The sequence below is a fragment of the Sporosarcina sp. Y1004 genome (genome assembly GCF_057669665.1).
In genome coordinates this window covers 151,375-177,750 of record NZ_JBYHFQ010000003.1, presented here as the reverse complement: position 1 = coordinate 177,750, position 26,376 = coordinate 151,375, and the positions used below count along the sequence as shown (strand labels likewise).

The 26,376-nt window shown below is 42.7% G+C and carries 26 protein-coding genes; 24 read left to right on the top strand and 2 right to left on the bottom strand.

The annotated features are described in order from the left end of the window. Positions 1–51: 51 nt before the first annotated feature. Positions 52–1,740, bottom strand: a complete 1,689-nt coding sequence (locus tag AC25Y6_RS03730; protein ID WP_488142093.1) for an Rqc2 family fibronectin-binding protein — start codon at positions 1,738–1,740, stop codon at positions 52–54. Between the two features lie 155 nt (positions 1,741–1,895). On the opposite strand from AC25Y6_RS03730, the gene gmk reads away from it, so the two are divergent. The 13 genes from gmk to spoVM all read left to right on the top strand — a co-directional run bounded on the left by gmk (position 1,896) and on the right by spoVM (position 14,879). Then, complete coding sequence (gene gmk, locus AC25Y6_RS03725) at positions 1,896–2,513, top strand: guanylate kinase (protein ID WP_482103920.1); 618 nt, start codon at positions 1,896–1,898, stop codon at positions 2,511–2,513. Positions 2,514–2,516: 3 nt separating this feature from the next. After that, entirely contained in the window at positions 2,517–2,741 is a 225-nt protein-coding gene (rpoZ, locus tag AC25Y6_RS03720) for a DNA-directed RNA polymerase subunit omega (protein ID WP_482100390.1), read from the top strand. A 100-nt stretch (positions 2,742–2,841) separates the two neighbouring features. Continuing rightward, entirely contained in the window at positions 2,842–4,062 is a 1,221-nt protein-coding gene (coaBC, locus tag AC25Y6_RS03715) for a bifunctional phosphopantothenoylcysteine decarboxylase/phosphopantothenate--cysteine ligase CoaBC (RefSeq protein WP_482103921.1), read from the top strand. Beyond that, positions 4,052–6,463 carry a primosomal protein N' gene (gene priA, locus AC25Y6_RS03710; protein ID WP_488142115.1) on the top strand — a complete coding sequence of 804 codons (2,412 nt, stop codon included), beginning with the start codon at positions 4,052–4,054 and terminating at the stop codon, positions 6,461–6,463. The genes coaBC and priA overlap by 11 nt, the downstream gene beginning before the upstream one ends. A 405-nt stretch (positions 6,464–6,868) precedes the next feature. Further along, positions 6,869–7,390, top strand: a complete 522-nt coding sequence (def, locus tag AC25Y6_RS03705; protein WP_488142092.1) for a peptide deformylase — start codon at positions 6,869–6,871, stop codon at positions 7,388–7,390. Continuing rightward, the gene (gene fmt / locus AC25Y6_RS03700; protein WP_488142091.1) at positions 7,387–8,328 is read left to right on the top strand and encodes a methionyl-tRNA formyltransferase; all 942 of its coding nucleotides are present in this window, start codon (positions 7,387–7,389) and stop codon (positions 8,326–8,328) included. Before def ends, fmt begins: the two co-directional genes overlap by 4 nt. After that, on the top strand, positions 8,325–9,683 hold the full coding sequence (gene rsmB / locus AC25Y6_RS03695) for a 16S rRNA (cytosine(967)-C(5))-methyltransferase RsmB (RefSeq protein ID WP_488142090.1): 1,359 nt from the start codon (positions 8,325–8,327) through the stop codon (positions 9,681–9,683). Before fmt ends, rsmB begins: the two co-directional genes overlap by 4 nt. 35 nt (positions 9,684–9,718) lie before the next feature. Continuing rightward, complete coding sequence (locus AC25Y6_RS03690; protein ID WP_488142089.1) at positions 9,719–10,477, top strand: Stp1/IreP family PP2C-type Ser/Thr phosphatase; 759 nt, start codon at positions 9,719–9,721, stop codon at positions 10,475–10,477. Continuing rightward, the gene (gene pknB, locus AC25Y6_RS03685) at positions 10,474–12,501 is read left to right on the top strand and encodes a Stk1 family PASTA domain-containing Ser/Thr kinase (protein WP_488142088.1); all 2,028 of its coding nucleotides are present in this window, start codon (positions 10,474–10,476) and stop codon (positions 12,499–12,501) included. The genes AC25Y6_RS03690 and pknB overlap by 4 nt, the downstream gene beginning before the upstream one ends. A gap of 13 nt (positions 12,502–12,514) precedes the next feature. After that, positions 12,515–13,408: a ribosome small subunit-dependent GTPase A gene (rsgA, locus tag AC25Y6_RS03680; protein ID WP_488142087.1), complete on the top strand. Its 894-nt coding sequence runs from the start codon at positions 12,515–12,517 to the stop codon at positions 13,406–13,408. Beyond that, positions 13,401–14,069 carry a ribulose-phosphate 3-epimerase gene (rpe, locus tag AC25Y6_RS03675; RefSeq protein ID WP_488142114.1) on the top strand — a complete coding sequence of 223 codons (669 nt, stop codon included), beginning with the start codon at positions 13,401–13,403 and terminating at the stop codon, positions 14,067–14,069. Before rsgA ends, rpe begins: the two co-directional genes overlap by 8 nt. Next, positions 14,066–14,719, top strand: coding sequence for a thiamine diphosphokinase (locus tag AC25Y6_RS03670; RefSeq protein WP_488142086.1), 654 nt, complete (start codon positions 14,066–14,068; stop codon positions 14,717–14,719). The genes rpe and AC25Y6_RS03670 overlap by 4 nt, the downstream gene beginning before the upstream one ends. 13 nt (positions 14,720–14,732) lie before the next feature. Next, the gene (spoVM, locus tag AC25Y6_RS03665; protein WP_482103928.1) at positions 14,733–14,879 is read left to right on the top strand and encodes a stage V sporulation protein SpoVM; all 147 of its coding nucleotides are present in this window, start codon (positions 14,733–14,735) and stop codon (positions 14,877–14,879) included. A gap of 82 nt (positions 14,880–14,961) precedes the next feature. Here spoVM and rpmB read toward each other — a convergent pair whose 3' ends face one another. Next, positions 14,962–15,150 carry a 50S ribosomal protein L28 gene (gene rpmB / locus AC25Y6_RS03660; RefSeq protein WP_482100402.1) on the bottom strand — a complete coding sequence of 63 codons (189 nt, stop codon included), beginning with the start codon at positions 15,148–15,150 and terminating at the stop codon, positions 14,962–14,964. A gap of 217 nt (positions 15,151–15,367) precedes the next feature. Between rpmB and AC25Y6_RS03655 the strand changes: the two genes are divergently transcribed. The 11 genes from AC25Y6_RS03655 (at position 15,368) to rnc (ending at position 26,376) form a co-directional block, all read left to right on the top strand. Next, positions 15,368–15,730 carry an Asp23/Gls24 family envelope stress response protein gene (locus AC25Y6_RS03655; protein ID WP_482100403.1) on the top strand — a complete coding sequence of 121 codons (363 nt, stop codon included), beginning with the start codon at positions 15,368–15,370 and terminating at the stop codon, positions 15,728–15,730. A gap of 22 nt (positions 15,731–15,752) precedes the next feature. Beyond that, positions 15,753–17,420 carry a DAK2 domain-containing protein gene (locus AC25Y6_RS03650; protein ID WP_488142085.1) on the top strand — a complete coding sequence of 556 codons (1,668 nt, stop codon included), beginning with the start codon at positions 15,753–15,755 and terminating at the stop codon, positions 17,418–17,420. A gap of 138 nt (positions 17,421–17,558) precedes the next feature. Then, the gene (gene sdaAB, locus AC25Y6_RS03645; RefSeq protein ID WP_482100405.1) at positions 17,559–18,221 is read left to right on the top strand and encodes an L-serine ammonia-lyase, iron-sulfur-dependent subunit beta; all 663 of its coding nucleotides are present in this window, start codon (positions 17,559–17,561) and stop codon (positions 18,219–18,221) included. Between the two features lie 27 nt (positions 18,222–18,248). Next, positions 18,249–19,157 (top strand): L-serine ammonia-lyase, iron-sulfur-dependent, subunit alpha, encoded by a 909-nt coding sequence (gene sdaAA / locus AC25Y6_RS03640; protein WP_482103930.1) that lies wholly within the window; start codon positions 18,249–18,251, stop codon positions 19,155–19,157. Further along, on the top strand, positions 19,123–21,186 hold the full coding sequence (recG, locus tag AC25Y6_RS03635; RefSeq protein WP_488142084.1) for an ATP-dependent DNA helicase RecG: 2,064 nt from the start codon (positions 19,123–19,125) through the stop codon (positions 21,184–21,186). The genes sdaAA and recG overlap by 35 nt, the downstream gene beginning before the upstream one ends. Before the next feature lie 422 nt (positions 21,187–21,608). Next, positions 21,609–22,193 carry a transcription factor FapR gene (gene fapR, locus AC25Y6_RS03630; protein WP_482100407.1) on the top strand — a complete coding sequence of 195 codons (585 nt, stop codon included), beginning with the start codon at positions 21,609–21,611 and terminating at the stop codon, positions 22,191–22,193. Then, complete coding sequence (plsX, locus tag AC25Y6_RS03625; RefSeq protein ID WP_488142083.1) at positions 22,190–23,182, top strand: phosphate acyltransferase PlsX; 993 nt, start codon at positions 22,190–22,192, stop codon at positions 23,180–23,182. Before fapR ends, plsX begins: the two co-directional genes overlap by 4 nt. Continuing rightward, on the top strand, positions 23,179–24,123 hold the full coding sequence (gene fabD, locus AC25Y6_RS03620; protein WP_488142082.1) for an ACP S-malonyltransferase: 945 nt from the start codon (positions 23,179–23,181) through the stop codon (positions 24,121–24,123). The genes plsX and fabD overlap by 4 nt, the downstream gene beginning before the upstream one ends. After that, the gene (fabG, locus tag AC25Y6_RS03615; protein ID WP_482100410.1) at positions 24,123–24,869 is read left to right on the top strand and encodes a 3-oxoacyl-[acyl-carrier-protein] reductase; all 747 of its coding nucleotides are present in this window, start codon (positions 24,123–24,125) and stop codon (positions 24,867–24,869) included. Before fabD ends, fabG begins: the two co-directional genes overlap by 1 nt. Positions 24,870–25,227: 358 nt before the next feature. Further along, entirely contained in the window at positions 25,228–25,464 is a 237-nt protein-coding gene (locus AC25Y6_RS03610; RefSeq protein WP_482100411.1) for an acyl carrier protein, read from the top strand. 144 nt (positions 25,465–25,608) lie between these two features. Further along, positions 25,609–26,376, top strand: a complete 768-nt coding sequence (rnc, locus tag AC25Y6_RS03605) for a ribonuclease III (RefSeq protein ID WP_488142081.1) — start codon at positions 25,609–25,611, stop codon at positions 26,374–26,376.

The following is a 26,376-nucleotide window of genomic DNA, read 5'->3' as shown; positions in this document are numbered from 1 at the left end:
TCTGTAAAAAAATGCTAATCCACATGGAATATCCATATGAATTAGCATTTTTTATTTTTTAAGTTTCATCACTATATCTTCATCAGGGTCTACTAATATCGTTTTTTGTTCAAAGTAGATGACGAATCCAGGTTTCGAACCATTTGGTTTTTTAACATGGCGCACTTCCGTATAGTCAACTGGTACAGCTGAAGAACCGCGAGCTTTACTGAAGTATGCAGATAGAATTGCTGCTTCGCGAATCGTTTCATCATCGGGATTAGCGTCATGGATAACAACGTGTGATCCCGGTATATCTTTTGTATGAAGCCAAGTTTGTTCTCTAGAAGCAAGCTTAAATGTTAAATAATCATTTTGCTTATTGTTTTTACCAACAGAAATTTTCAGGCCTGCAGATGAAATGAATGTTTCAGGCACTGGTTTTTTCGGTTTAAGCTTCTTTTTTGACTTACGAGCCTTTAAAAAGCCAAGTTCCGCTAGTTCTTCACGTATTTCTGCGATGTCTATAGGGGATGCTTGCAGTACTTGTTGTTTTATCATTTCGAAGTAAGCGATATCCTCTGCTGCTTTTTCGAGTTGCTCTGCAATCATGATAAGCGCCGTTTTCGCTTTTGAATAACGTGAATAAAAGCGTTGCGCGTTATCAATCGGAGATTTCCTAGGATCTAGCGGAATTGTTACGGTAGTGCCTTCATCGTAATAGTTGGAGACAGTTGCTTCCGTTGCACCTTTTTCAATGGCGTAGCTATTTGCAGTAAGTAACTCTCCATAAAGCTGAAACGTATCTAGCTTCCCGGCAGCTTCTTTTTCTTTTATAAGCTTCTTCACTTTTAGATTCAATTTGGCTACTTCGTTGTCTAGCCAACGTTCTAGGTCTGCGGCTTGAGATTTGACACGTTCTCTTTCAGCCCGTGCGAAATACACTTTATCCAACAAGTCACCGAGAGTATTATATTGTGCAAGCTTATTGTCCGCGTATGTCAGTTCAGTTGCAGAGAAAATGGTTTTGGTCCCGACTTCGGAAATGTTTGGTGTGCTTCCTACTCCATTGAATGAAGCGAGGAGAGTTGTGAACACTGAATATTTGTCGGCCTTCGCTTCTTTGAACCTGAACAGTAATTCTTCCGCATTAATCGGAGAAAAACCAGAAAATTTCTGGACAACATCACGAGCGCTTTCTAAATCAGGTAACAATTCATTAAATTGTTGCTCAGTGACTGTAAATGGATTTAATTTATCTTGTGGTGGTGCGGGTATGAAAGGTTGTCCGGGCAATATCGTCCGGTAACTATTCACCGATGGCGGCAAGTGTTTCATACTTTCGATGATGATGTTACGTTCCGGATCGACAAGCAGCAAGTTACTGTGTCTACCCATAATTTCGATGTATAATCTTCTGTTAATTTCATCCCCAATTTCATTTTTTGCCTTGACATCCATTGTGATAATCCTGTCTGTGCCGAATTGACCGATAGATGTAATCGAACCACCTTCCAGATGTTTTCGAAGAACCATGCAAAACAAAGGAGGTTCAGATGGGTTTGTAATTGCTTCTTCTGTCAGTTGGATACGTGAATAAGATGAATGAATTGAAATTAGAAGTTTTTGATTTTTGCCATCTGCACGTATTAGAAATACAACTTCCTGTGCGTTAGGCTGATGGATTTTAGAAATACGTCCATTTTGTAAGACTTGTAGTTCCTGCACCATTGCCGTTGTGAATAAACCATCAAATGCCATAGGGATTCCTCTTTCAAATCGTTTTTCCCCATTTTAGCACTACAACGACCTTATATGGTATAATATGAACAGATTGTTTCAATCAATTGAGTGCAACATCGGCTTGATTATGCCAATAATCACCGTAAATCAGATTAGATAAGAAGAGGGATCGCATGTATAAAAAACGTGGGCTTCTAATCGTCCTGTCCGGACCATCTGGTGTGGGCAAAGGGACGGTTCGAAAAGAGCTTTTTACACAACCGGATACAAACTACGAATACTCTATCTCGATGACAACGAGAAGTCCACGTGAAGGCGAAGTGGATGGCGTTGATTACTTTTTCAAGTCTAGAGATGAATTTGAACGGTTGATCGAGGAAGGTAAACTTCTGGAATACGCAGAGTATGTAGGCAATTATTACGGTACTCCGCTTGATTATGTCAATGAAACGCTCGATGCAGGAAGAGATGTATTCCTTGAGATTGAAGTCGTCGGAGCAGCACAGGTAAGGTCAAAAGTTCCAGACGGGCTATTTATATTCCTCGCACCCCCAAGTTTGTCGGAGTTGGAAGATCGGTTAGTTGGAAGAGGAACCGAAAAAGCCGATGTTATTGCATCGCGTATATTGAAAGCGCGTGATGAGTTTGAAATGATGAACTTGTACGATTACGTCGTGGAAAACGACGAAGTAACAAATGCCTGCGAACGTATTAATGCAATTGTCATCGCAGAACATTGCCGCAGAGAACGTGTAGAAAAGTTATATTTAGGTATGCTGAGAGGGGAATAAATCATGTTAACTCCATCAATCGATTCGTTAAAAGAGAAAATTGATTCAAAATACACACTCGTAACACTCGCTTCAAAACGAGCACGTCAAATGCAGGAGGAAGGGACTAAACTCCTTTCTTCTTATGACTCTAAAAAGAATGTAGGCAAAGCACTTGAAGAAGTTGCTGCTGGCGTTTTATCGAAAAAGAAATCGGACGATTCTATCGTTTATGAAGATGAAGTGTAATAAAAGTTCCAGGTTTAAAATTAGTGTCTAAATAGATAAATGTGATACTCCCTTAGAAATGTGTTTTTCTTTGGGAGTTTGTCATTTTAGAAGGGAAGAGATGAAGTTGTTAAATAAAAAAATCCTCCTTTGTGTAACTGGCGGAATCGCGGTCTATAAAGCTGTTGCACTTGTTAGTAAGCTATCACAGGCCGGGGCAACAGTGAGGGTCATCATGACGGAGTCTGCAAAAGAATTTGTTACACCTTTGACATTCCAAGCGATGTCACGGAATGATGTTTACTTTGATACATTCGATGAGAAAGAGTCTAGTGTTATAGCGCATATCGACTTGGCTGATTGGGCTGATTTAGTAGTTGTTGCTCCGGCAACAGCGAACGTTATAGGTAAACTGGCGAATGGCATTTCCGATGATATGGTAACAACAACTCTTTTGGCTACTCAGGCAGAAGTTTGGATTGCTCCAGCTATGAACATTCACATGTATGAAAATAAAGCAGTTATCCGAAATATTAAAACGTTGCACGAAGATGGCTACAAATTCATTGAGCCGTCCGTTGGCTTTTTGGCATGCGGCTATGTAGGGAAAGGGCGTTTGGAAGAGCCAGAAAAGATTGTGGACCTGATAGAAAATCGGTTTGCTACGAAAAAAAACCTACCTCTTGAAGGAAAGAAAGTTGTAATTACAGCTGGTCCTACACGTGAAAGAATCGATCCGGTAAGATATGTGTCGAATTTTTCAAGCGGTAAAATGGGCTATGCGATGGCGGAAGCAGCTGTGGCGCTAGGTGCTGAAACCGTTCTAATTTCAGGACCTGTCGGATTGGACAAGCCGGTTGGTGTAACTGTCATTGATGTAGAAAGTGCTGCAGAGATGTACGAAGCAGTCCTTGGGCAATTCGATGATGCGTCAATTGTTATAAAAGCTGCTGCCGTCGCAGATTACCGTCCGAGAGAGATTCACGCTCAAAAGATAAAAAAGCAAGCGGGAGATTCCGTCATTGAGCTTGAAAGAACAACTGATATATTGAAGACGATAGGGACAATGAAAACAGATCAGATTCTTGTCGGTTTTGCTGCGGAAACTGAAAATGTAATCAACTATGGTTTGGGCAAAATGGAAAGTAAAAATCTCGATTACATAATCATTAATGATGTGACAGATCCAGAAGCGGGATTCGGAAGAGATACAAATGTCGTAACACTCTTGTCAAAATACGGAATGCAAAAACCTTTCCTTGCAATGCCTAAAAAAGAATTGGCGCTCCTACTTCTGGAAAATATAATTCAAGAAGAAAGTGAACAACTCAATGATTGCTGAAGTCATTGTAGATGTGGCGGCTTATCCAATTGACAGGCCGTTTGATTACCTCGTTCCAGAATCAATGGAATCCGTAATCGAACCCGGAGTACGAGTAAAAGTACCATTCGGACCTAGGAAAGTGCTCGGTTATGTAACAAAGCTAAAAGGGGAAAGCGACCTTGCTTTGTCAAAAGTGAAACCAATTGATGAGCTTATTGATTTGGATCCTGTCATTTCCCATGAACTGCTCGAATTATCCGGATGGCTTGCAGTAGAAACTTTGTCCTATGAAATAGATGCGCTACAGGTAATGCTGCCTTCCGCAATGCGTGCCAAATATGAAAAGTTCATTGTCGTCGAGGAGCTCGCACGTATCGTCGACGAAGATTTTATTGCTTTTCTAGCGGGTAGGAAGCGAGTTAAGCTAAAAGAAGTAGACACATCCGCTCTTATGAAAATATTGAAAAGCTATGCGAGTCAAGGAATTGTTTCGGTAGATACAGCTGTAGGTCAGCAAACGGCTGTAAAAAAAGTGCGAATGATTCGTATGGCAGATGAAAAGAAACTCCTTGAATTGTACGATTCCGTTCATCTAAAAGCGAAAAAACAAGCAGAATTGATTCAGTGGATGATTGAACGCGCTGAGAAGACAATCAGTGCGAAACAACTTATGGAACAATCAGGAATTCAACCAGCTATTTTAAAAGCGGTTATTGAAAGAGGGGCAGCTTTTGAGGAATCAGCGGAAGTCTATCGCGAACCTGATGCACCACAATTAAAAGATACGGCAATTCCGGAGCAGTTGACGAGTGAGCAGCAAATTGCCCTTGATCACATCTCAACTGCTTCAGATGAACAACATGCTGAGACATTCCTACTTCATGGAGTGACGGGTAGCGGTAAAACAGAAGTGTATCTACAGGCTATTAAACGTGTGTTGGATAAAGGCAAAGAGGCAATCGTCCTTGTACCGGAAATTGCGTTAACACCGCAAATGACATCCCGATTTCTTGCGCGTTTCGGGGCGTTAGTCGCAGTTATGCACAGCGGGTTGTCTGCAGGTGAAAAATACGATGAGTGGCGAAAGATAAAACGAGGGGAAGTAAAAGTAGTCGTCGGTGCAAGGTCGGCGGTATTTGCACCCTTCGAAAATTTAGGCATCATTATTTTAGACGAAGAGCATGAGTCAACCTATAAACAAGATGATACCCCACGCTACCATGCTAGGGATGTAGCCATCAGACGCGCGAAATATTACAATTGTCCAGTCGTTCTCGGCAGTGCAACGCCTTCATTGGAGTCATATGCAAGGGCATCAAAAGGTGTATATACACTGCTGACGCTGACTAAACGACCGAGAGATCAAGCCCTGCCTACAGTAAATGTAGTTGATATGCGAGAAGAATTGAAGTTAGGTAACCGCTCGATGTTTTCATTGCCACTTGCCGAGGCAATCCGCATACGATTGGAGAAAAGAGAACAAATCGTTCTGTTTCTTAACAAGCGCGGCTTTTCATCATTCGTTCTGTGTAGAGATTGCGGTACAGTTGTCGAATGTCCAAACTGTGATATCTCGCTCACCTACCACCGTGCACATGAACAGCTGAAATGTCATTATTGCGGTCATGAAGAACGCGTCCCACAAGTTTGTCCAGAGTGTAAAAGTGAACATATACGATTTTTTGGAACAGGGACTCAAAAAGCCCAAGAAGAAATTGCAAAACTGTTTCCCGAAGCACGAGTCCTTCGAATGGACGTAGATACAACAAGACAAAAAGGTTCGCATGAACGGTTGCTCAGGCAGTTCAGTGAAGGGAATGCCGATATTCTGCTCGGTACGCAAATGATTGCTAAAGGGCTTGATTTCCCTAATATCACACTAGTAGGAGTCCTCGCGGCGGATACAACACTGCATCTAGCCGATTTTCGTGCCGCAGAAAAAACCTTTCAACTGATGACGCAGGTGAGTGGACGTGCCGGACGTCATGAATTGCCTGGAGAGGTGTTCATTCAGACCTATTCTCCTGAACATTATGCAATTGATTTGGCCAAAGCCCAACATTATGAACCGTTTTACAATATGGAAATGGCCGCGAGAAGACAATATGGCTATCCGCCTTTCTATTTCGTCACACTCGTTCAGTTCACACATGAGGATTTATTGAAAGTAGCTGACTTTGCGGATAAAGGTGCACGCTATTTGAAAGCCAATTTGTCTGCAGATACTGTCGTCATTGGACCGACTGCAGCCGCCATTAGTCGAGTTAACAATCGATATCGCTACCAATGTTTGATAAAATATAAAAAAGAGCCCAAGTTAACAGAAACGCTCCAACAGCTCATTAAATACTACCGTACGGATTGGATAAAATCAGGTCTGACAATGACGGTTGACGTAGAACCCGCGTCTATTTACTAAACAAAAGCGTAGAGTGCCGCCTAGATGCGACAGGCATAAGGTGGGCTGGCGACGCGGCGTTCTTTAGCCGCACAGCCGGACCAACTTATGACCCGAGCATCTGGCACTCGTAGCTGGACTAAACAAAAGCGTAGCTGGACGGATCAAAAGCTTAACGAGGAATCTCTAAGTTGAATTATCCCCAATATAAAAATTTTTAGATGAGTCAATATCATAATTGTTTATTTTAATTGAAAACTCTAACGTAAACGAAATTTCTTAATCAAATATTCATTTGCATGGATTTTCGTTGATTGTAACGGAAAGCGTCCGCCTCTCGTTACAATCAACCTTGTTCGGATTTTAAGACAAAATCCTCTATTATGAAATTGATTCAGACACCATAGATAGAAAAGAGGAATAGTTTTGGCTATACGTAAAATTGTGAAGCATCCGGCTCCGGTTCTTCTACAACAATGTAAAGAAGTAAAAAAATTTGATAAGAAGCTTTACAAGCTACTCGATGATATGTACGACACAATGGTGGATGCAGATGGAATTGGTCTTGCAGCACCGCAAATTGGCGAAGCTGTCCGTGTAGCAATTGTCGATATGGGCGAAGGGCAGGAAGTCATTGAAATGATAAATCCTGTTGTGACTGCAATCGGAGGCTCTGAAATAGAGGTAGAGGGCTGTCTTAGTTTCCCTGACTTATTCGGCGAAGTGGAAAGACCATTTTTTGTACGTGTAGAGGCACAAGAACGAAACGGCGATCTATACGAGCTAGAGGCAGAAGATTATGAGGCACGTGCCATCCTACATGAAATAGATCATTTAAATGGCGTATTATTCAACTCTAAAATTATTCGTATTGTTGACCCATCAGAATTGGTACTTGAAGAAGAAGATGAAGATGAGTCACTAAATAGCGGAGGTGGAAATCAATGACCAAAATTGTCTTTATGGGAACACCCGAATTTTCGGTAGCAGTTCTGACAATGCTCTATGAAGAAGGACATACAATCGCAGCGGTTGTTACTCAGCCGGATAGAGCTGTTGGACGAAAAAGGATTTTAACACCTCCTCCAGTTAAAGCTGAGGCACTTCGACTCGGACTATCAGTCATTCAGCCTGAAAAACTGAAAGGTTCAGCCGAGCTCGAGGAAATAATCGCACTCAAACCGGATTTGATTGTAACTGCAGCATTTGGGCAGATTTTACCTAAAGAACTGTTAGAAATTCCACGACTCGGCTCCATTAACGTACATGCCTCATTACTGCCAAAATACCGCGGTGGAGCACCGATTCACCAAGCCATCATGGACGGTGAAACAGAAACGGGTGTCACAATTATGTATATGGTTGAAAAACTCGATGCAGGCGATATTATATCTCAAGTGAATGTCCCCATTTCAGATACGGACAACACGGGGAGTATGTTCAAAGCATTATCGGTGGCAGGAACGGAGCTTCTTAAAGAAACGTTGCCCTCCATATTGAATGGTACAAATAAGCAAACTGTTCAAGATGAATCACTTGTAACATTTGCACGCAATATTTCCCGCGAGCAGGAACGGATTGACTGGTCCCAAAATGGAAAAGCAATCTATGATAAAATTCGTGGACTTCATCCGTGGCCGGTTGCTTATACTACTTTCCAAGGGGAAAGTGTTAAAATTTGGTGGAGTGAGAAAGTACAATCGAACGACAATGCGTTGCCTGGTACAATTATAGACATTGAGAGCAATCGCATTATTGTAAAAGCCGGCGATGATATAGCTGTAGCTTTAACGGATCTTCAGCCAGCCGGAAAAAAACGGATGCCTGCGGATGAATTCATTCGAGGGACCGGATCTAAATGGAGTAAAGGGGATCGTTTCGAGTGAATACTAGACCTAAAAAGAAAATATGGAATGGCAATGTCCGCGATGCGGCTCTTTCAATATTGATGGAAATAAACGACCATCAGGCTTATAGCAATCTGTTGCTTCACAGAACAATTGAAAAGTATGGTATTGAGACCAAAGATCGTGGTCTGTTAACAGAATTGACTTACGGCACACTCCAACATCGGATGACGCTCGATTACTATCTTGAACCTTTTGTTCACGGAAAACTGGACGGCTGGGTACGAGAACTTCTTAGGTTATCGTTATACCAAATTGTCTATTTGACGAAAATCCCTCCGCATGCGGTTGTCCATGAGGCAGTGGAAATTGCAAAAAGACGTGGTCACAAACGGATTGCACCAACAGTGAATGGTATTCTTCGTTCAGTGTTACGAAAAGGTGTCCTTTCACTGGATGATATGGAAGACAGTAGTCTGAAGACATCGATAGAAACGAGTCATCCCGAATGGCTTATTAAGAGATGGATTGAGCAATTTGGTGAGGAAGAAGCAGCTGTGATGGCGCATGAAAACAATCATCCGGCGGCGATGACGGTGCGTGTCAACACAGCAAAAGCAACCACGGAAGAAGTAGTTGCTTTACTTGAATCGGAAGGAATCGAAGTTAGAAGAGGTGAAGTAGTTGCGGAGTGCATCATTTCCGAGAGTGGAAATCTCGCCAATACACAAACCTATAAAAAAGGGCTTATCTCTATCCAAGACGAAAGTTCAATGCTTCCAATCCTGGCTCTAGATTTATCGCCTGGCATGAAAGTACTTGATATGTGTGCAGCGCCTGGAGGTAAGACGACCCATATAGCTGAAAAGATGAATGACGAAGGAGAAGTATTCGCACATGATCTTCATGAACATAAACTGAAGCTTATTGAAGCGAATGCAACAAGACTTGGTTTATCATCCATCAAAGCATTAAGCGGTGACAGTCGGAAATTGACGGATCTTTATGACTTGGCTTCGTTCGATCGTATTCTCGTCGATGCTCCCTGCAGTGGTCTCGGTGTTATTCGTAGAAAACCTGAAATCAAATACAACAAAACGAAAGCAGACTTTGATGCGTTAACAGTTATTCAATCGGACCTTCTCGACACGGCTCGCGAATTGATAAAACCGGATGGGGTAATTGTCTACAGTACATGTACCGTGGAATATTCCGAAAACCAGGGGATGGCAGAACGTTTCCTTACACGTCATCCAGACATGGAAAAGATTCCGTTGACACAATTGATTGGTAATGAGAAATTAGCGATTGAAGACAATACACTACAAGTGCTACCGCAACATTTTGGTAGCGATGGATTTTTTGTTGCAGCTTTCCGAAAGAAAGTTAAATAAACAGAGGGACTCGAGTGAAAAAGGGGAGATGGACATTGCAATTTGAAGTCTTGACTGACATTGGTAAGAAAAGAACGGTCAATGAAGATAGTGCAGCGGTATACACACTTCCTGGGGGGATTATTCTTGCTGTAGCCGCAGATGGCATGGGTGGCCATCGTGGAGGTGACTATGCCAGTTCGACTGCGGTCAAAGTTATTGGAGAACAATTCATGAAATTGGATAGTTCAACTTTTAATGCGGAAGAGAACTGGGCGGAGTGGCTTCAGAAGGCCATCATTCATGTGAACGAGATAATCTACAAACAGGCGTCTGAAAATGAAGAGTATAAAGGGATGGGTACTACACTTGAGGCGGCTTTAATTCGCGGTCGTACTTGTCTTGTATCGCATACCGGAGACAGTCGTGTATACACAATCGAAGATAAAGGAATACGGCAAGTGACCAGGGACCATTCCTACGTCAATGCACTCCTTGACAGCGGTGAAATTACCGAAGAGGAGGCAGCGTCCCATCCACGAAAGAACTGGATTATGAAAGCAATCGGTTCTGAAAAAACAATAACACCGGACCTTTATTCGTTTGAGCTGGACGATGGAATGTTCGTCCTCATTTGCACGGACGGTCTTAGTAATAAAATCGACAATGATTCCATACGAAAAATGGTCCTATCAAATTCTACGTTATGTAAGAAGGCGGAAGATCTTGTTAACTACGCGAACGACATGGGCGGAGAAGATAATATAACTGTCATTTTGATTGATCCGACCGGAGTGGAGGCGACTAATCCATGATCGGGAAAAGAATTGGCGGGCGATATGAAATTGTTAGAAACATCGGTGAGGGTGGTATGTCAAAAGTCTACCTTGCACATGATGTCATTTTAGATCGCGATGTCGCAATCAAGGTGCTCAATTATGATTTTGCCAATGAAGAGGCTTTAAAAAGAAGATTTAAACGTGAGGCACTATCCGCAACTAGTCTTACACATCCTCATATTGTCGACATATTTGATGTTGGTGAAGAAGACGAACTTCACTACCTTGTGATGGAGTATATTGAAGGGCAGACTTTGAAACAGTTTATTAAAGATAATGGTCCTTTAACGCCTGAACAGGCTTTACCAATTATGCAGCAGATTGTGTCTGCCTTGGCGAATGCCCATCATAATGGAATCATCCATCGAGATGTTAAACCCCAGAACATTCTAATGGATTCAGATGGGGATGTGAAAATTACTGATTTCGGCATTGCGATGGCACTGAGCGCAACAGCCCATACAAAAACAAACTCTGTCATTGGAACCGTTCACTACTTGTCACCTGAACAAGCACGCGGCAGAATGGCAACAAAGAAATCAGATATTTATTCGTTGGGGATCGTATTTTATGAATTACTTTCAGGCGAATTACCGTTTTCGGCCGATACAGCAGTAGCGATTGCATTGAAACATCTACAGGAAGAAACACCATCTGTAAAGAAGCTGTTCCCAACGATTCCACAAAGTGTGGAAAACGTTATTTTAAAGGCTACTATGAAAGATGCCACATATCGTTATGATTCAGCGGATGAAATGTATGATGATTTAAGCACCGTACTATTACCAGAACGTGCTGATGAGAAGAAATTCGAAATTGTATTTGACGACGATCATACACGGGCTATTCCGATTGTAAATGAAGCACCAAAATTTGATAATATTGAAATAACGAAGAAAATCGAGCCGGTTGAGTCAGAACAACCTCCATTGCCTAAGAAAAAACGTAAAAAGTGGCCATTCATCGTGGGAGGCGTCTTCGGCGTGATAATTCTATTATTACTTTTATCCCAGATTCCGGGCGTGCTAGGACCTAAAATGGTCGAAATTCCGGAGGTAGCTGGAATGGAAGAAAAAGCCGCGGAAGACTTGCTCGTTGAAAAGGGTTTTAAGGTCGATGAAAGAACTGCGCAGCCATCCAATGATGTCGATGCAGGAGATGTGATTAGAACAATGCCTGAGGCTGGAATAGAAAGGGAAGAAGGTTCATCAGTTACCCTCTATATTAGTACGGGAAAAGAAGAGATGACCCTTCTCGATTATAGGAAACGAGAGTACTCGTCAGTTACTGAACTTCTGGAAAACTTCGATTTTAAAAGTGTAAAATCGGAAGAAGAATTTTCTGATGAGCCTGAGGGAACCATTTTAGAACAAAGTCATGAACCGGGTACGGATGTAGTTCCGAGTGAAACAGATTTAGTGTTTACTGTTAGCAAAGGGAAAGATATGCGAACGGTTGGTAATATAGTAGGGTTCGATAACGACCAACTGAAGGAGTATGCAAAAACATCTGGATTCAATATTGAGGCTGGAAAACAAGAGTATCACGACACCTTACCTGCAGGGCAAGTCATTTCTCAAAATCCAGTTGCGGGAAGTAGCATTGAAAAAGGTGGAAAAGTGGAAGTAGTCGTATCAAAAGGACAGAAGGAAAAATCCACGAGGTTATATATCCGAAATGTGACAATCGAATATAAACCTGAAGTAATTGAATCCGAACCTGAAGTAATTGAACCCGACCCTGGTGAAGGAGACGATTCCGACGCAGAGAATGATCCTGAAAATGAAATCGAACCTAAACCGGTTGAGCAGATGATTCGCATTTATGTTCAAGACAAAGATAAAACGATGACGAGCCCTATCGAAGAGTTCCCCATTACGGAAACAATACAAAAAGACATTTCACTTAAATTAGAAGAAGGACAAAGCGGAGCGTATAAAGTTACACGTGATAAGGAAATTATCATTGAGAAAGAGGTTCATTACAGCGACGCAAAATAGAAGGGGTGAAAGAATGTCAGAAGGACAAATCAGAAAAGCAATTAGCGGCTATTACTATGTTGAAAATAACGGAGAAATTATACAATGTAGAGGGCGTGGGGTTTTTAGAAACCGTGGCGTCCATCCGTTAGTCGGAGATTTTGTTACCTATGTGCGGGTTGAAGATAACGATGCGACTGTAACTGAGGTGCATGAACGCTTTAATGAGCTTGTTCGTCCGCCAATTTCGAACGTTCACCAGGCGCTGTTGGTATTCTCAATTGTGGAGCCAGCATTCAGTCTTTATTTACTAGATAGGTTCCTCGTTGTCGTCGAATCATTTGATGTGAAGCCGATTATTTGCTTAACGAAAAAAGATTTAGCGAATGAAGAAGAATTGAGAGTAGTAGCCCAGCATGCTGCTTATTATGAAAAGATTGGCTATGATGTAATCGAGACATATATTGACGATCCGAAGCTGGTGGACTTGTTGAACCCATACTTGGCCGAAAAAACGACTGTTCTTGCTGGCCAATCAGGTGTAGGTAAATCAACTATGTTAAACACAATATTGCCTGAACTCGATTTAAAAACGGGCGTAATCTCCGAAGCACTTGGACGTGGAAAACATACGACACGACATGTTGAATTGCTTGAGATGTCAGGTGGCCTTGTTGCAGATACTCCAGGTTTTAGTTCACTCGAATTTGATCATATTGAGAAAGAGGAACTATCCCGTTATTTTGTTGATATGGAGGAGGTTTCACCAAACTGCAGATTTCGAGGATGCTTGCATTTGAAAGAGCCTAAGTGTGCAGTAAAAGAAATGGTGGAGACTGGAGAAATTCCACGTCACCGCTACGATCACTACTTGCAGTTCATGCAAGAAATACTTGACCGAAAGCCGAGGTATGAAAAACATGATTAAAATTGCACCTTCAATATTAGCGGCAGATTTTTCAAAGCTTGCTGAGGAAGTAAGAGAAGTAGAAGCAGCTGGAGCCGAACTCATTCATATAGATGTGATGGATGGTCACTTCGTTCCGAATATCACAATGGGAGCAATTGTTGTAGAAGCGCTTAGACCCATAACGAAATTGCCGCTTGACGTTCATTTAATGATTGAAAACCCGAATGCATATATTGAGCAATTTGCTAAAGCGGGGGCAGATTACATCACAGTACATGTAGAAGCGTGTCCCCATCTACATCGTACACTCCAACTGATTCGGTCCATGGGTGTGAAATCCGGAGTCGTTTTAAATCCGCACACACCGATTGAAACAATTCTACATGTTCTTGATGAAATCGACATGGTTTTATTCATGACGGTTAATCCGGGATTTGGCGGCCAAAAGTTCATTCACTCCGTTATTCCAAAAGTGAAACAGTTGGCGGATATTATTCGTGAAAATAAGCTTCCCATAGAAATAGAAATCGATGGAGGCATTAATGAAGAAACAATTGTTCCTTGCGTCGAAGCTGGGGCTACAATTTTTGTTGCGGGATCAGCCATCTATAATGCTCCTAATCCGACTGAAGCATTACATCGTATCAAAGCAGCAGGTGAAAGAGCTCTGAAAAAATGAAATATGCAGTCGTTTGTGCAGGTGGGCCAGATTCTGAGATTGCCGATTTGGAAAGTTTTCGCCATGTAGATACGGTGTTCATCGGTGCGGATAGAGGAGCGCTTCACTTACTAAAAAGTGGAATTACTCCTCTTGAAGCGATCGGTGATTTTGATTCGGTTTCTGAAGTTGAATACGATTTGATAGCTACATCGGTCCAGATAATAGGTCGATTTCGTTCTGAGAAGGATGAGACGGATTTGGAACTCGCAGTGAATCGCGCTCTATCCTATCAACCTGAACATATTGTTTTGACGGGTGTTACAGGTGGAAGGCTAGATCATATGGAATCCGCCCTTCATCTGATGTACCGGCTTCAGATGGCTAATAAGCAAACAATATTTTCAATTCATAATAGGACGAATGAGCTTTCGATACTTATTCCGGGAGAGCATCAAGTGAAGCCAGGTATCCGCTATCCATACATATCCTTTTTTCCATTTGGGGGAACCGTTGAAGGTCTGACGCTTACCGGATTCAAATATGAAACGACTAATGCTACCCTCGAAACAGGCATGACCTTATTCACGAGCAATGAACCAGTTTCAGAAGTCTGTACTATCTCCTTCTACAAAGGCATATGCTTAATGGTAAGGAGTTCAGATTCCTGAAAGGAGTGGGGAATTGCGGGTTTATACTTTTACAATGCCGAAGTTTGTGAGTGGAATAGTGAGGAAGTGCATGGTTGTTTTCCAAAAAGATGAATCACCGAAAGCAACTGCAAGTAACAACAAAAGTAAAAAAAGGAAAAAAGAAAAAACGCCGGGCTGAAGAAATTCAGCTCGGCGTTTTATTTCCTCTAAACTTGGGTGCCAATCGCTATGGATGGCACCCAAATTAGAATTACAGTCCATTATACACGTTGAACTTTACCTGATTTAAGGGCTCTAGCTGAGACCCATACACGTTTAGGTTTACCGTTAACGAGAATACGGACTTTTTGAAGGTTCGCACCCCATGAACGACGAGTTGAGTTCAATGCGTGGGAGCGTGCATTGCCTGTACGGGCTTTGCGTCCTGTAATAACACATTCTTTAGACATAATAGTACCTCCTTGCGAATGATGATTAGATGACTTACTTCTTTATTCGCATACCATAATAATGTATCATATGAATAGGCACGTTGCAACCCTTTTTTGCGACATCTTTCAAGGTAAATACCTTTACACGTTGAAACTCTTAGATGTGCTTTCTTTTATTATAATTTCAGGTATAGTACAATGGGATAAGTGAAAAAGGATTCAAGGGGGATTAGACATGTCAATCGAAGTGAAGAACGAATACGGCAAAATTGACATTACAAATGACGTCATTACCCAAGTAGTAGGGGAAGCGGCTATCGAATGTTATGGGATTGTTGGTATGGCTTCAAGGCATCAGATTCGAGATGGCCTTACCGAAATCCTCAGAAAAGAAAACTTTGCGCGTGGGGTCATCGTCCGTAATGTTGGTGAAGATACGCATATTGATATGTATGTAATTGTTGGATACGGTACAAAAATTACAGAAGTCGCATACCAAGTCCAATCAAAAGTAAAGTATACATTGAAAAAGACAGTCGGCATGACTGTGAAGTCTGTTAATATTTTTGTTCAGGGAGTCCGAGTGACAAACCTGTAGGTTGAAGGAGGAAAAAAGTTCTATGAAATCCATAGATGGTTTGAAATTTGCGGAAATGATAAAAATGGGTTCTCATCATCTTTATCAAAATGCCGATTATGTCGATTCACTAAACGTCTTTCCAGTACCTGATGGAGATACAGGCACCAACATGAATTTATCAATGACATCAGGAGCAAAAGAGACGGAAGAAAATGCGGTTGCGCACATTGGGCAAACTTCACAAGCGCTATCAAAAGGATTACTGATGGGAGCACGTGGTAATTCGGGTGTCATTCTTTCACAGTTATTCAGAGGCTTTGCAAAAGCAATTGAAAATGAATCTGATGTCGACGGCACACAATTCGCAGCTGCCTTGAAGTATGGCGTAGAAACAGCTTATAAAGCAGTTATGAAGCCTGTTGAAGGAACAATTTTAACTGTCGCTAAAGATGCTTCAAATGCCGGAGTGGAAAAAGCTACGCATACAAATGACTTCATTGAAGTGATGGAAGCGATAGTAATGGAATCTATTGCTTCACTCGAACGTACACCTGACTTGCTACCTGTTTTGAAGGAAGTTGGCGTTGTAGATAGCGGTGGACAAGGTTTAGTTTATGTATATGAAGGTTTCCTTGCAGTATTGAAAGGTGAAGCGCTCCCTGAAAGAACAATTGTCGAATCGATGGATGAGTTGGTTAGTGCAGAACATCATCGAAGCGTACAAGGTTTCATGAATACGGAAGACATTGAATTTGGATATTGCACGGAATTTATGGTGAAGTTTGAAAACGATAAATTGCAAACAAATCCATATGATGAATCAGACTTCCGAAATGAATTAAGCCAATTTGGTGACTCACTCTTAGTTATCTCCGATGAGGAAGTTGCAAAAGTACATATTCATACTGAAGAACCTGGAGATGCACTGAGTTATGGACAAAAGTTTGGCTCTCTCATCAACATCAAGATTGAAAATATGCGCCAGCAACATCTTGAAATTGTGGGAGTAAATCATTCAGCGCAAAATATGATAAAAGAAGAGACTTTAAAACATCCTTATGCGGTCGTTACAGTTGCAATGGGAGCAGGGATTTCTGAATTATTTAAAAGTTTAGGTGCATCCGTGGTGATTGAGGGTGGGCAGACGATGAATCCATCTACCGAGGATATCGTAAAGGCGATTCGTGAAGTGGGTGCTGAAAAGGTCATTATCTTACCGAATAATAAAAACATCATTATGGCAGCTGAACAAGCAGCCGAACTCGCTGGTATAGAAGCTGCCGTTGTTTCTACAAAAACGGTGCCAGAAGGACTTGCAGCCATTCTAGCATTTAATCCGGAAGCGGAAGTGAGTGTTAATGCTACCCTGATGTTGGAAGCGGCATCATCTGTAAAAACGGGACAAGTGACATATGCGGTGAGAGATACGTCAATCGATGGCATTGAAATTACAAAAGATGACTTTATGGGAATCTCAGGAAGTAAAATCATTACATCGGAACCTTCTCTAGAGAACGTTATAAAAACACTGCTAAAAACGCTTATCGATGAAGACGATGAAATCGTTACAATTATTTATGGTGAAGATGTCAGTAAGGAAGAAGCAACTGCTATAGCAAGTTTTGCAGAGGATAACTTTGACCATACAGAAGTTGAACTTTTCAATGGGAAACAGGCTTTATATCCATATATTATCTCTGTTGAATAACCAAGTAAAAAGCAGTGCGCCTGCAATGCCGCACTGCTTTTTTTTATGGATGTAATGCGAACAACATTTTTTGTCTTTTAAAGATTTATCGTGTAAAATGAATAACAGTATGTTCTTGACTATAAGGAGGTTTCATTTATGAAATTCAGATCAGTTTTTGATATTATAGGACCAGTAATGATTGGACCATCATCTTCACATACTGCAGGTGCTGCAAGAATCGGTCGCGTTGCAAGAACTCTTTTCGGCAGACAACCGCAATGGGCTAAAGTCCACTTATACGGATCGTTTGCAGAAACGTATAAAGGGCACGGGACCGATATAGCGATTATTGGTGGATTATTAGATTATGATACTTTCGATGAACGTATAAAATCAGCATTTGCTGATGCAGAAAAACTGGGATTGACATATGAATTTATTCCAGAAGAGGAAGAGGCAGTACACCCGAACACAGCCCGTTTAATTATTGGGGATAGTGAAGGTACGATGGAACTGACTGGGATATCCATAGGAGGCGGCACCATGGAAGTCGTTGAGCTTAACGGTTTCCCACTTAGATTATCTGGTCATTATCCAGCGCTACTAATCGTTCATAATGACCGATCAGGTGTTATTGCGAGCGTTTCCAATGCAATTGCTAATTTGAATATTAATATTGCGCATATGGAAGTGGACAGGAAAGAAAAAGGTGAAATGGCACTTATGGTTATTGAAGTCGACCAAATGATAAATGCTGAACTGATTAATGAGTTGGAATTACTACCTAACGTAACGCAAGTATCAACGTTGGCAAACTAATAACAGTAAACGAGGAGGAACACATAGATGGATATTTTATTCAGTAATGTAAAAGAGCTCGTTGCACTTGCCGAGTCACAAAATAAGCCTATTTCAGAAATTATGATTGAACAGGAAGTACTTATGACAAAGCGCTCTAGAGAAGAAATCATCGCCCAGATGGATAACAACCTGACTGTGATGGAAAAAGCTGTAGAAAGAGGTCTGGAAGGTGTTCATTCGGCTTCTGGGCTAACTGGCGGCGATGCAGTCCTTATTCAAAAATACATGGCGACTGGGAAATCACTAACCGGAGACCTCGTAATGGATGCTGTTAGTAAAGCGGTAGCCACAAATGAAGTGAACGCAGCTATGGGTACAATCTGTGCGACACCTACCGCAGGCGCAGCGGGAATCGTTCCAGGAACATTGTTTGCGGTGAAAAATAAGTTGAACCCTACACGGGAACAAATGATTAATTATCTATTTACGTCGGGTGCTTTCGGATTTGTCGTCGCAAATAATGCGTCGATATCGGGTGCTGCAGGTGGTTGTCAAGCTGAAACGGGTTCTGCTGGTTCAATGGCAGCAGCTGCAATCGTCGAAATGGCGGGCGGAACTCCTCAACAAAGTGCAGAGGCATTTTCAATCGTCATGAAAAACATGCTAGGTTTAGTTTGTGATCCAGTTGCTGGACTTGTTGAAGTGCCTTGTGTAAAACGTAATGCAATGGGTGCAGCTAAAGCACTTGTTGGTGCGGATATGGCACTAGCGGGTGTGGTAAGCCGTATTCCGACTGATGAAGTGATTGAAGCGATGCACAAAATAGGTAAATCGATGCCTTCAGCACTTCGAGAAACAGGAAAAGGTGGACTGGCCGCTACGCCGACTGGAAAAGCACTGGAAGCGAAAATTTTTGGTAATGAACAGGCCGATCGTGACACTGTCAAATCATAATTCTGTCACGACGATAAAAGGGGTGGGGAAAGCAGCCCGTGAACAGCTTGAAGCGCTTGGGATTTCCACGCTCCAAGACCTTTTCATGACATTCCCGTATCGCCATGAAGACTTCCAGTTGAAAGATTTGACCGAAACTCCGCATAATGAGCGGGTTACTATTGAAGGTCGAGTCGAAAGTGAACCATCTGTACTTTTTTTAGGTAAAAATAGATCCCGTCTACAAGTCCGCCTTCTTGCCGGAAGGCATCTTGTGAAGGCGGTTTTTTTTAATCAGCACTATTTAAAAGATCGTTTGGCACCTGGAATGATTGTTACAGTTACCGGGAAATGGGATCGTGGCAGACAAGTGATTAATGTGAGTAATTTCAAAGATGGTCCCAAAACGGAACAAGCTGACTTTGAGCCTGTATACAGCTTAAAAGGCGTTTTGCATCAGAAGACGTTTCGACGTATCATGCGCAGTGCAATGGATGCAGCTTCAGGCATTCATACGGAAACACTACCCGCTGATATTCGTGAACTTTATCGCTTGCCAGGAATCGAGAAGGCTCTTGAGATGATTCATTTCCCAAAGAGCACTGCAGAGGTAAAACAGGCAAGAAGACGTTTCGTTTACGAGGAATTACTGATGTTCCAGCTGAAAATGCTAGGCATGAAAAAAGCTCGGAAAGAAGCAGAGAAGGGTCAAATCATCAATTACGATTTAAAGAAGGTTAAGACCTTTATTGCGGCGTTACCTTTTGAATTGACAGGAGCCCAAAAGAGAGTTGTCAATGAGTTATGCATAGAACTGAAAAGCCCAACTCGGATGAACCGTCTACTTCAAGGAGATGTCGGTTCCGGAAAGACAGTTGTAGCAGCAATCGCTTTGTATGCTGCTATTACCGCCGGGTTTCAAGGTGCACTAATGGCTCCGACAGAAATCCTGGCAGAGCAACATGCCACGACGCTTGCTGGATGGCTTGAACCACACGGAGTCACTGTGGCATTCCTTGCAGGTTCAACGAAAGCGAAAGCGCGTAAAAATTTGCTTGAAAAACTCGAGTCGGGTGAAGTGAATCTACTAATCGGTACGCATGCACTGATTCAACCTGATGTAGTTTTTAAAAATCCGGGCTTGGTCATTACGGATGAACAGCATCGTTTCGGTGTTGAACAGCGGCGTGTTTTACGGGATAAGGGATTGAATCCAGATGTTTTGTTCATGACGGCAACCCCAATTCCGCGGACACTTGCCATAACTGCATTTGGTGAAATGGATGTCTCAATTTTAGATGAATTACCAGCAGGCAGGAAAGAAATTGAAACACATTGGCTAAAAGAAGACTCCTTGCAACCTGTTTTACGGAAAATGGAAAAAGAGTTGAATGCCGGATATCAGGCGTATGTCATTTGTCCGCTTATCGAAGAATCCGATAAATTGGATGTTCAGAATGCGGTGGATGTCCATAGTCAATTATCTACATATTTTAGCGGTAAATACACAGTCGGCCTTATGCATGGTCGCCTCCATTCTGATGATAAAGATGCCATTATGCGAGATTTCAGTGATTGCAAAATCAATGTACTTGTCTCTACAACTGTCGTTGAGGTTGGCGTTAACGTGCCGAATGCTACTTTCATGCTTATTTACGACGCGACGCGGTTCGGACTTGCTCAGCTGCATCAGTTGAGGGGAAGGGTAGGGCGCGGGGCTGAACAATCTTATTGCGTTCTGCTAGCTGATCCGAAGTCGGAAGAAGGAAAAGAACGGATGCAGACGATGACGGAAACGAATGACGGATTTGTCTTAGCGGAAAAAGATCTTGAGCTAAGAGGTGCCGGCGATTTTTTCGGGAAAAAGCAAAGTGGTATACCCGAGTTCAAGGTGGCTGATCCTGTACATGATTACAGGGCGCTTGAAACGGCAAGAAAAGATGCCGAGAGACTTTTGGAGTCACGTCATTTCTGGGAAAACCCCGAATACAGCTCCCTCCGATTAGACTTGGAACAGTCGGGTGCATTGAGTGGCGATAGAATTGATTGAAGTCTAACTCCAGCATGGAGGGATTGAACTACATCCCTCTTACTTGTCGCATCTAAACGGTCGTCTCCGCATTTCGGTGGTGTCCAACATCAGGCGTCAGCCCTTCGAGTCGCTTCAGGCTACAGGATAAAAGGCAAAGAGCGCCATTCTCTTCAAGACCTCCAGCGGGGAGGGATTGAACTACATCCCTTCTACCTGTCGCATCTAAACGGCCACTTTCGCATTTCAATGCTGTCTAGCTCCGACTCCCAAATGCTTGGGTCATAAGCCACTTCGGCTATGCGGCAAAAGGCGCCGCTTCGCCAATCCGTCTTATGCCTGCTGCATCTAAACGGCCACTTTCGCATTTCTATACTTGCTTTCTTTTTTTTATTTTTATATACTGCTATTAGTACCAAGTGCTAATCCGGAAGGTGAAACGATTGAGAGTGCCTAAAAGGGAAAGGCAGCGACTGCTTGGAAGGTTGCTTGATGAAAATCCGTTTCTGACAGATGAAGAACTGTCAGAACATTTTACTGTTAGCGTTCAAACAATCCGGTTGGACAGGCTTGAGAACGGTATTCCAGAGCTACGGGAGCGTTTGAAAACTGTGGCGTCTCGAACGATGAAAGAGGAAGTGAAGTCTCTTCATTCCGATGAAGTATTTGGAGATATTATTGATATGGAGCTCGATAAGAGGGCATTGTCGATATTCGATGTGACTGAGGATCATGTCTTTCAGCGCAACGGTATTGCGCGAGGGCATCACCTCTTCGCCCAAGCAAACTCACTTGCTGTTGCTGTTATGAATGATGATCTTGCTTTGACTGTGAAGTCGACCATTGACTTTCTGAAGCCGGTAAGAGCCGGTGATAGAGTAGTTGCACGTGCAGAAGTGAAAAAAGAAAGTCTTGGAGAGAAGCGGACATTAGTCGTGGTCGCATCGACGGTCAATGACGAAACGGTATTCACAGGCGAATTTCACATGTACCGGACGACTGATAGGAAGCAGGGGGAATTAAAATGATCATAGCTGTAGATGGAATGGGTGGAGATCATGCGCCAGGCGAAATTATTGCCGGGGCACTCGAAAGTCTAACTGAATTTGATGATATAAACATACATATTTATGGTGATGAACAGGCGATGGCGCCTTTCCTGAAGGAACACGCCCGTCTAAAAGTCATTCACTGTACAGAAAAAGTGGAACCAGACGATGAGCCAGTTCGTGCCATTCGCCGGAAAAAAGATGCATCAATGGTGAGGATGGCTCAAGCTGTCAAAGACGGCGAAGCTTCAGCTTGCGTTTCAGCAGGAAATACAGGTGCCTTAATGGCGGCAGGATTATTCATCGTAGGCAGGATTGACGGTATTGAGCGACCTGCTTTAGCGCCGACACTACCTACTATTGATGGAAAAGGATTCGTCATGCTGGACCTTGGCGCAAATGCGGACGCGAAACCATCCCATCTAGAACAATATGCAGTGATGGGAAGCATATACGCTGAAAAGGTACGTGGTCTCGAAAATCCACGTGTTGGATTATTAAATATCGGAACGGAAGCAGGAAAAGGGAATGAATTGACGAAGGCGGCTTTTGACTTGCTTTCGAAAGCGCCAATCAACTTCATCGGAAACGTCGAGTCTCGCGATTTATTAACGGGCGTGGCAGACGTTGTTATTACAGATGGTTTCACAGGTAATATGGTTCTTAAGACAATAGAAGGGACTGCATCCGCATTCTTCTCCATGTTGAAAGGCGTTTTTAACGCCTCTTTGAAATCAAAACTATCTGCTGGACTAGTAAAAGATGATTTACGCGGATTGAAAAGTAAAATGGATTATACCGAATACGGCGGAGCAGGCCTTTTTGGCTTGAATTCTCCCGTCATAAAAGCACATGGTTCGTCTAATGCGAACGCCATATTAAATGCAATTCGCCAAGCGAGGACGATGGTGCAGTATGACGTTTGCGGAACAATACGTAAAACGATTGGAGAGGTGGAAAAGCAATGACGAAAGTAGCATTCATTTTTCCTGGACAAGGTTCACAATCGGTTGGTATGGGAAAAGAACTCGTGGAAACCGCTGAAAAAAGCAAACTGTTTTTATACAATGCAGACCGTGTGCTTGATTTTCAACTTAGTAAAGTTATTCTAGAAGGACCTCAAGATGAACTAACGTTGACTTACAATGCGCAGCCGGCACTTCTAACGGTTGGCTCTATGATTGCGGCGCGTCTAGTCGAAGAAGGTGTTTTGCCGGACTATACGGCGGGTCATAGCCTTGGGGAGTACACAGCACTTGTGGCTTCAGGCGTAATGTCTTTTGAAGATGGTGTGTCAATTGTGCATAAGCGTGGATTATATATGAATGAAGCCGTTCCGGCAGGTGAAGGTGCTATGGCGGCAATTCTCGGTCTTGATGGTCAGAAGTTGAAGGAAGTCACAGATGCCATTACAGCAGATGGATTTGCCGTTCAACCGGCTAACTTGAATTGCCCAGGCCAAATTGTTATTTCAGGAACGAAAACTGGCGTCGATAAAGCGTGTGTACAATTGAAGGAAGCGGGAGCAAAAAGAGCAATTCCGCTGGATGTGAGTGGCCCATTCCATTCATCACTCATGAAACCTGCGGCGGAAAAATTGCGTGCAACGCTTGATGGTGTTGAGATGCAAGATGCGACCATTCCAGTCATTGCGAATGTCAACGCTTCTGTTGTAAACAAACAGGATGAAATAAAAGACCTACTTGTCAAACAACTGTATTCGCCGGTCCTTTGGGAAGATTCTGTACGCACAATGCTAGACCTTGGTGTTACACACTTTATAGAGTGTGGTCCGGGTAAGGTGTTGAGTGGACTCGTGAGAAAAATCGATCGGAGCGCCACGGTATTACCAGTCTATGATGAAGAAACGTTACAATCTGTAATTGAAGCATCGAAAGGGTGGTCGTAATGGGGAGATTTGAAGGTAAATCGGCAATTGTCACAGGGGCGTCACGTGGCATTGGTCGTGAAATTGCATTGCTTCTAGGCAAAGAAGGTGCTCGTGTTGTTGTAAACTACAGCGGCAGTAAAGACAAGGCAGATGAAGTTGTTAAATTGATCACTGATTTCGGAGGAGAAGCATTTGCTGTCCAAGCGGATGTCTCTGATGCGGACAGTGTTAAAAATATGGTTGATAAAACAGTAGATACTTTTGGTCGAATTGATATCCTGGTTAATAATGCAGGAATAACTAGAGACAATTTGCTCATGCGCATGAAGGAAGACGAGTGGGATGATGTTATCAACATTAACTTAAAAGGTGTCTTCCTTTGTACGAAAGGTGTCACGCGTCAGATGATGAGGCAACGCGAGGGAAGAATCGTCAACGTTGCATCGATTGTAGGCGTTTCTGGAAATCCCGGACAAGCAAACTATGTCGCTGCAAAAGCTGGTGTCATTGGTTTTACAAAGACTGCCGCTAAGGAACTCGCTTCACGCAATATCAATGTCAATGCTGTCGCACCGGGTTTCATTACAACCGACATGACAGATGCACTAAGCGAAGAAGTGAAAAACCAAATGATATCAGTTATCCCTCTTGCTAAGCTTGGCAAACCGGAAGATGTAGCACGCACTGTTCTCTTCCTATTATCGGAAGATGCTGCCTATATTACCGGCCAGACGATTCATGTCGATGGCGGTATGGTAATGTAATAAAGGTAAATCGAACATCCAGCCACACATTTCTTTGTTGGCGAGTTCCAGCGCCTAGAGGCTCGGGACATAAGTCGGTCCAGATAGGAAGGATGCAGGTCATGCAGTCGTTGCGACAGGACGTCGCGAAGTTAGACTGCCTTCCTATATCCGTCTTATGCCTGTCGCATCTAGCAGGCCGCTTACGCATTTCTTGATTGTCCAGTTCCAGGCGTCAGATGCTCGGTCATAAGCTGGCTCGTCCTAGGAAGGATTGAAATGCATCCTTCCCGGGCAAAGTACGCCGTTCGGACAATCCATCTTATGTCTGCCGCATCTAAACGACGCCTTCCACATTTCTTGAGAGGAGGTGACAAATTTGTCAACAGTACTTGAACGTGTAACAAAAGTGATTGTCGACCGCCTTGGCGTCGATGAAAGTGAAATTAAAATGGAAGCTTCTTTCCGTGATGATCTCGGCGCAGATTCATTGGACGTCGTAGAACTAGTAATGGAATTAGAAGATGAATTCGAAATGGAAATTTCGGATGATGAAGCTGAAAAGATTGCAACTGTCGGTGACGCAGTTTCGCATATCGAAAAGAAAGTTAACTAATGTACATTCCGGTTGAGACACTTCCGTCCTCTCTATAAAAGAGGATGGCAAGCGTCTCTTTTCGGTTTTCCCATATTTTTTTTGCACTGTAGCCTTGAAAAGGGTAAAATTATATGCACTATGCACTGAAAGGTAGAATCGATAATGACTAATACAAACAATTACAGAGGCAAAAATACAAATTCATCCCTACCGGCTGCAGTTCGAATCAAGTTCGATGAATTGCAAAAAGAATTAAACATCTACTTTAAAAATAATCTATTACTTTACAACGCATTTACACATTCATCTTATGTGAATGAGCATCGGAGAAAAAACTTCACGGATAACGAAAGACTTGAGTTTTTGGGAGATGCAGTGCTTGAATTGGGTGTTTCCCGATTCCTTTATTCGACTGAGCCTAATATGAGCGAAGGAGAACTTACGAAACTGAGAGCAGCTATTGTTTGTGAACCTTCACTTGTGAAGTTTTCAAATGAACTTGGGTTTGGACGTTACATCCTCCTTGGAAAAGGCGAGGAGCAGACAGGGGGTAGAATGCGCCCCGCACTACTCGCTGACGTGTTTGAGGCATATATTGGAGCATTGTATATAGACCAAGGAATGGAAGCAGTTATACCTTTCCTTGAAAAAGTCGTTTTCCCAAAAATCAGTATCGGTGCTTTTTCGCATGTGATGGATTATAAGAGCCGTTTGCAGGAAATTGTGCAGCAAACGAATAGCGGTCAACTTCAGTATGAAATCATTGAAGAAAAAGGCCCGGCACATGCTAAAAACTTTGTAACTGTCGTCAAATTAGGCGATACGCAACTTGGCACAGGACTTGGCAAATCAAAAAAAGAGGCCGAGCAGGAAGCAGCCCGTCAGGCAATTCAAGATTTGAAGAGTCGGCAGGCTGAAGGAGAGATTTAA

What these genes read in the sequence shown, in the direction of transcription:
- sdaAB (WP_482100405.1), top strand. Translation starts at nt 17,559, where the DNA reads ATGAAATTCAGATCAGTTTTTGATATTATAGGACCAGTAATGATTGGA.
- rnc (WP_488142081.1), top strand. Translation starts at nt 25,609, where the DNA reads ATGACTAATACAAACAATTACAGAGGCAAAAATACAAATTCATCCCTA.
- priA (WP_488142115.1), top strand. Translation starts at nt 4,052, where the DNA reads ATGATTGCTGAAGTCATTGTAGATGTGGCGGCTTATCCAATTGACAGG.
- recG (WP_488142084.1), top strand. Translation starts at nt 19,123, where the DNA reads ATGAACAGGCCGATCGTGACACTGTCAAATCATAATTCTGTCACGACG.
- AC25Y6_RS03670 (WP_488142086.1), top strand. Translation starts at nt 14,066, where the DNA reads ATGAAATATGCAGTCGTTTGTGCAGGTGGGCCAGATTCTGAGATTGCC.
- AC25Y6_RS03650 (WP_488142085.1), top strand. Translation starts at nt 15,753, where the DNA reads ATGAAATCCATAGATGGTTTGAAATTTGCGGAAATGATAAAAATGGGT.
- rpmB (WP_482100402.1), bottom strand. Translation starts at nt 15,150, where the DNA reads ATGTCTAAAGAATGTGTTATTACAGGACGCAAAGCCCGTACAGGCAAT.
- rpoZ (WP_482100390.1), top strand. Translation starts at nt 2,517, where the DNA reads ATGTTAACTCCATCAATCGATTCGTTAAAAGAGAAAATTGATTCAAAA.
- fabG (WP_482100410.1), top strand. Translation starts at nt 24,123, where the DNA reads ATGGGGAGATTTGAAGGTAAATCGGCAATTGTCACAGGGGCGTCACGT.
- rsgA (WP_488142087.1), top strand. Translation starts at nt 12,515, where the DNA reads ATGTCAGAAGGACAAATCAGAAAAGCAATTAGCGGCTATTACTATGTT.
- fabD (WP_488142082.1), top strand. Translation starts at nt 23,179, where the DNA reads ATGACGAAAGTAGCATTCATTTTTCCTGGACAAGGTTCACAATCGGTT.
- gmk (WP_482103920.1), top strand. Translation starts at nt 1,896, where the DNA reads ATGTATAAAAAACGTGGGCTTCTAATCGTCCTGTCCGGACCATCTGGT.
- pknB (WP_488142088.1), top strand. Translation starts at nt 10,474, where the DNA reads ATGATCGGGAAAAGAATTGGCGGGCGATATGAAATTGTTAGAAACATC.
- fmt (WP_488142091.1), top strand. Translation starts at nt 7,387, where the DNA reads ATGACCAAAATTGTCTTTATGGGAACACCCGAATTTTCGGTAGCAGTT.
- AC25Y6_RS03730 (WP_488142093.1), bottom strand. Translation starts at nt 1,740, where the DNA reads ATGGCATTTGATGGTTTATTCACAACGGCAATGGTGCAGGAACTACAA.
- coaBC (WP_482103921.1), top strand. Translation starts at nt 2,842, where the DNA reads ATGAAGTTGTTAAATAAAAAAATCCTCCTTTGTGTAACTGGCGGAATC.
- plsX (WP_488142083.1), top strand. Translation starts at nt 22,190, where the DNA reads ATGATCATAGCTGTAGATGGAATGGGTGGAGATCATGCGCCAGGCGAA.
- AC25Y6_RS03655 (WP_482100403.1), top strand. Translation starts at nt 15,368, where the DNA reads ATGTCAATCGAAGTGAAGAACGAATACGGCAAAATTGACATTACAAAT.
- sdaAA (WP_482103930.1), top strand. Translation starts at nt 18,249, where the DNA reads ATGGATATTTTATTCAGTAATGTAAAAGAGCTCGTTGCACTTGCCGAG.
- rpe (WP_488142114.1), top strand. Translation starts at nt 13,401, where the DNA reads ATGATTAAAATTGCACCTTCAATATTAGCGGCAGATTTTTCAAAGCTT.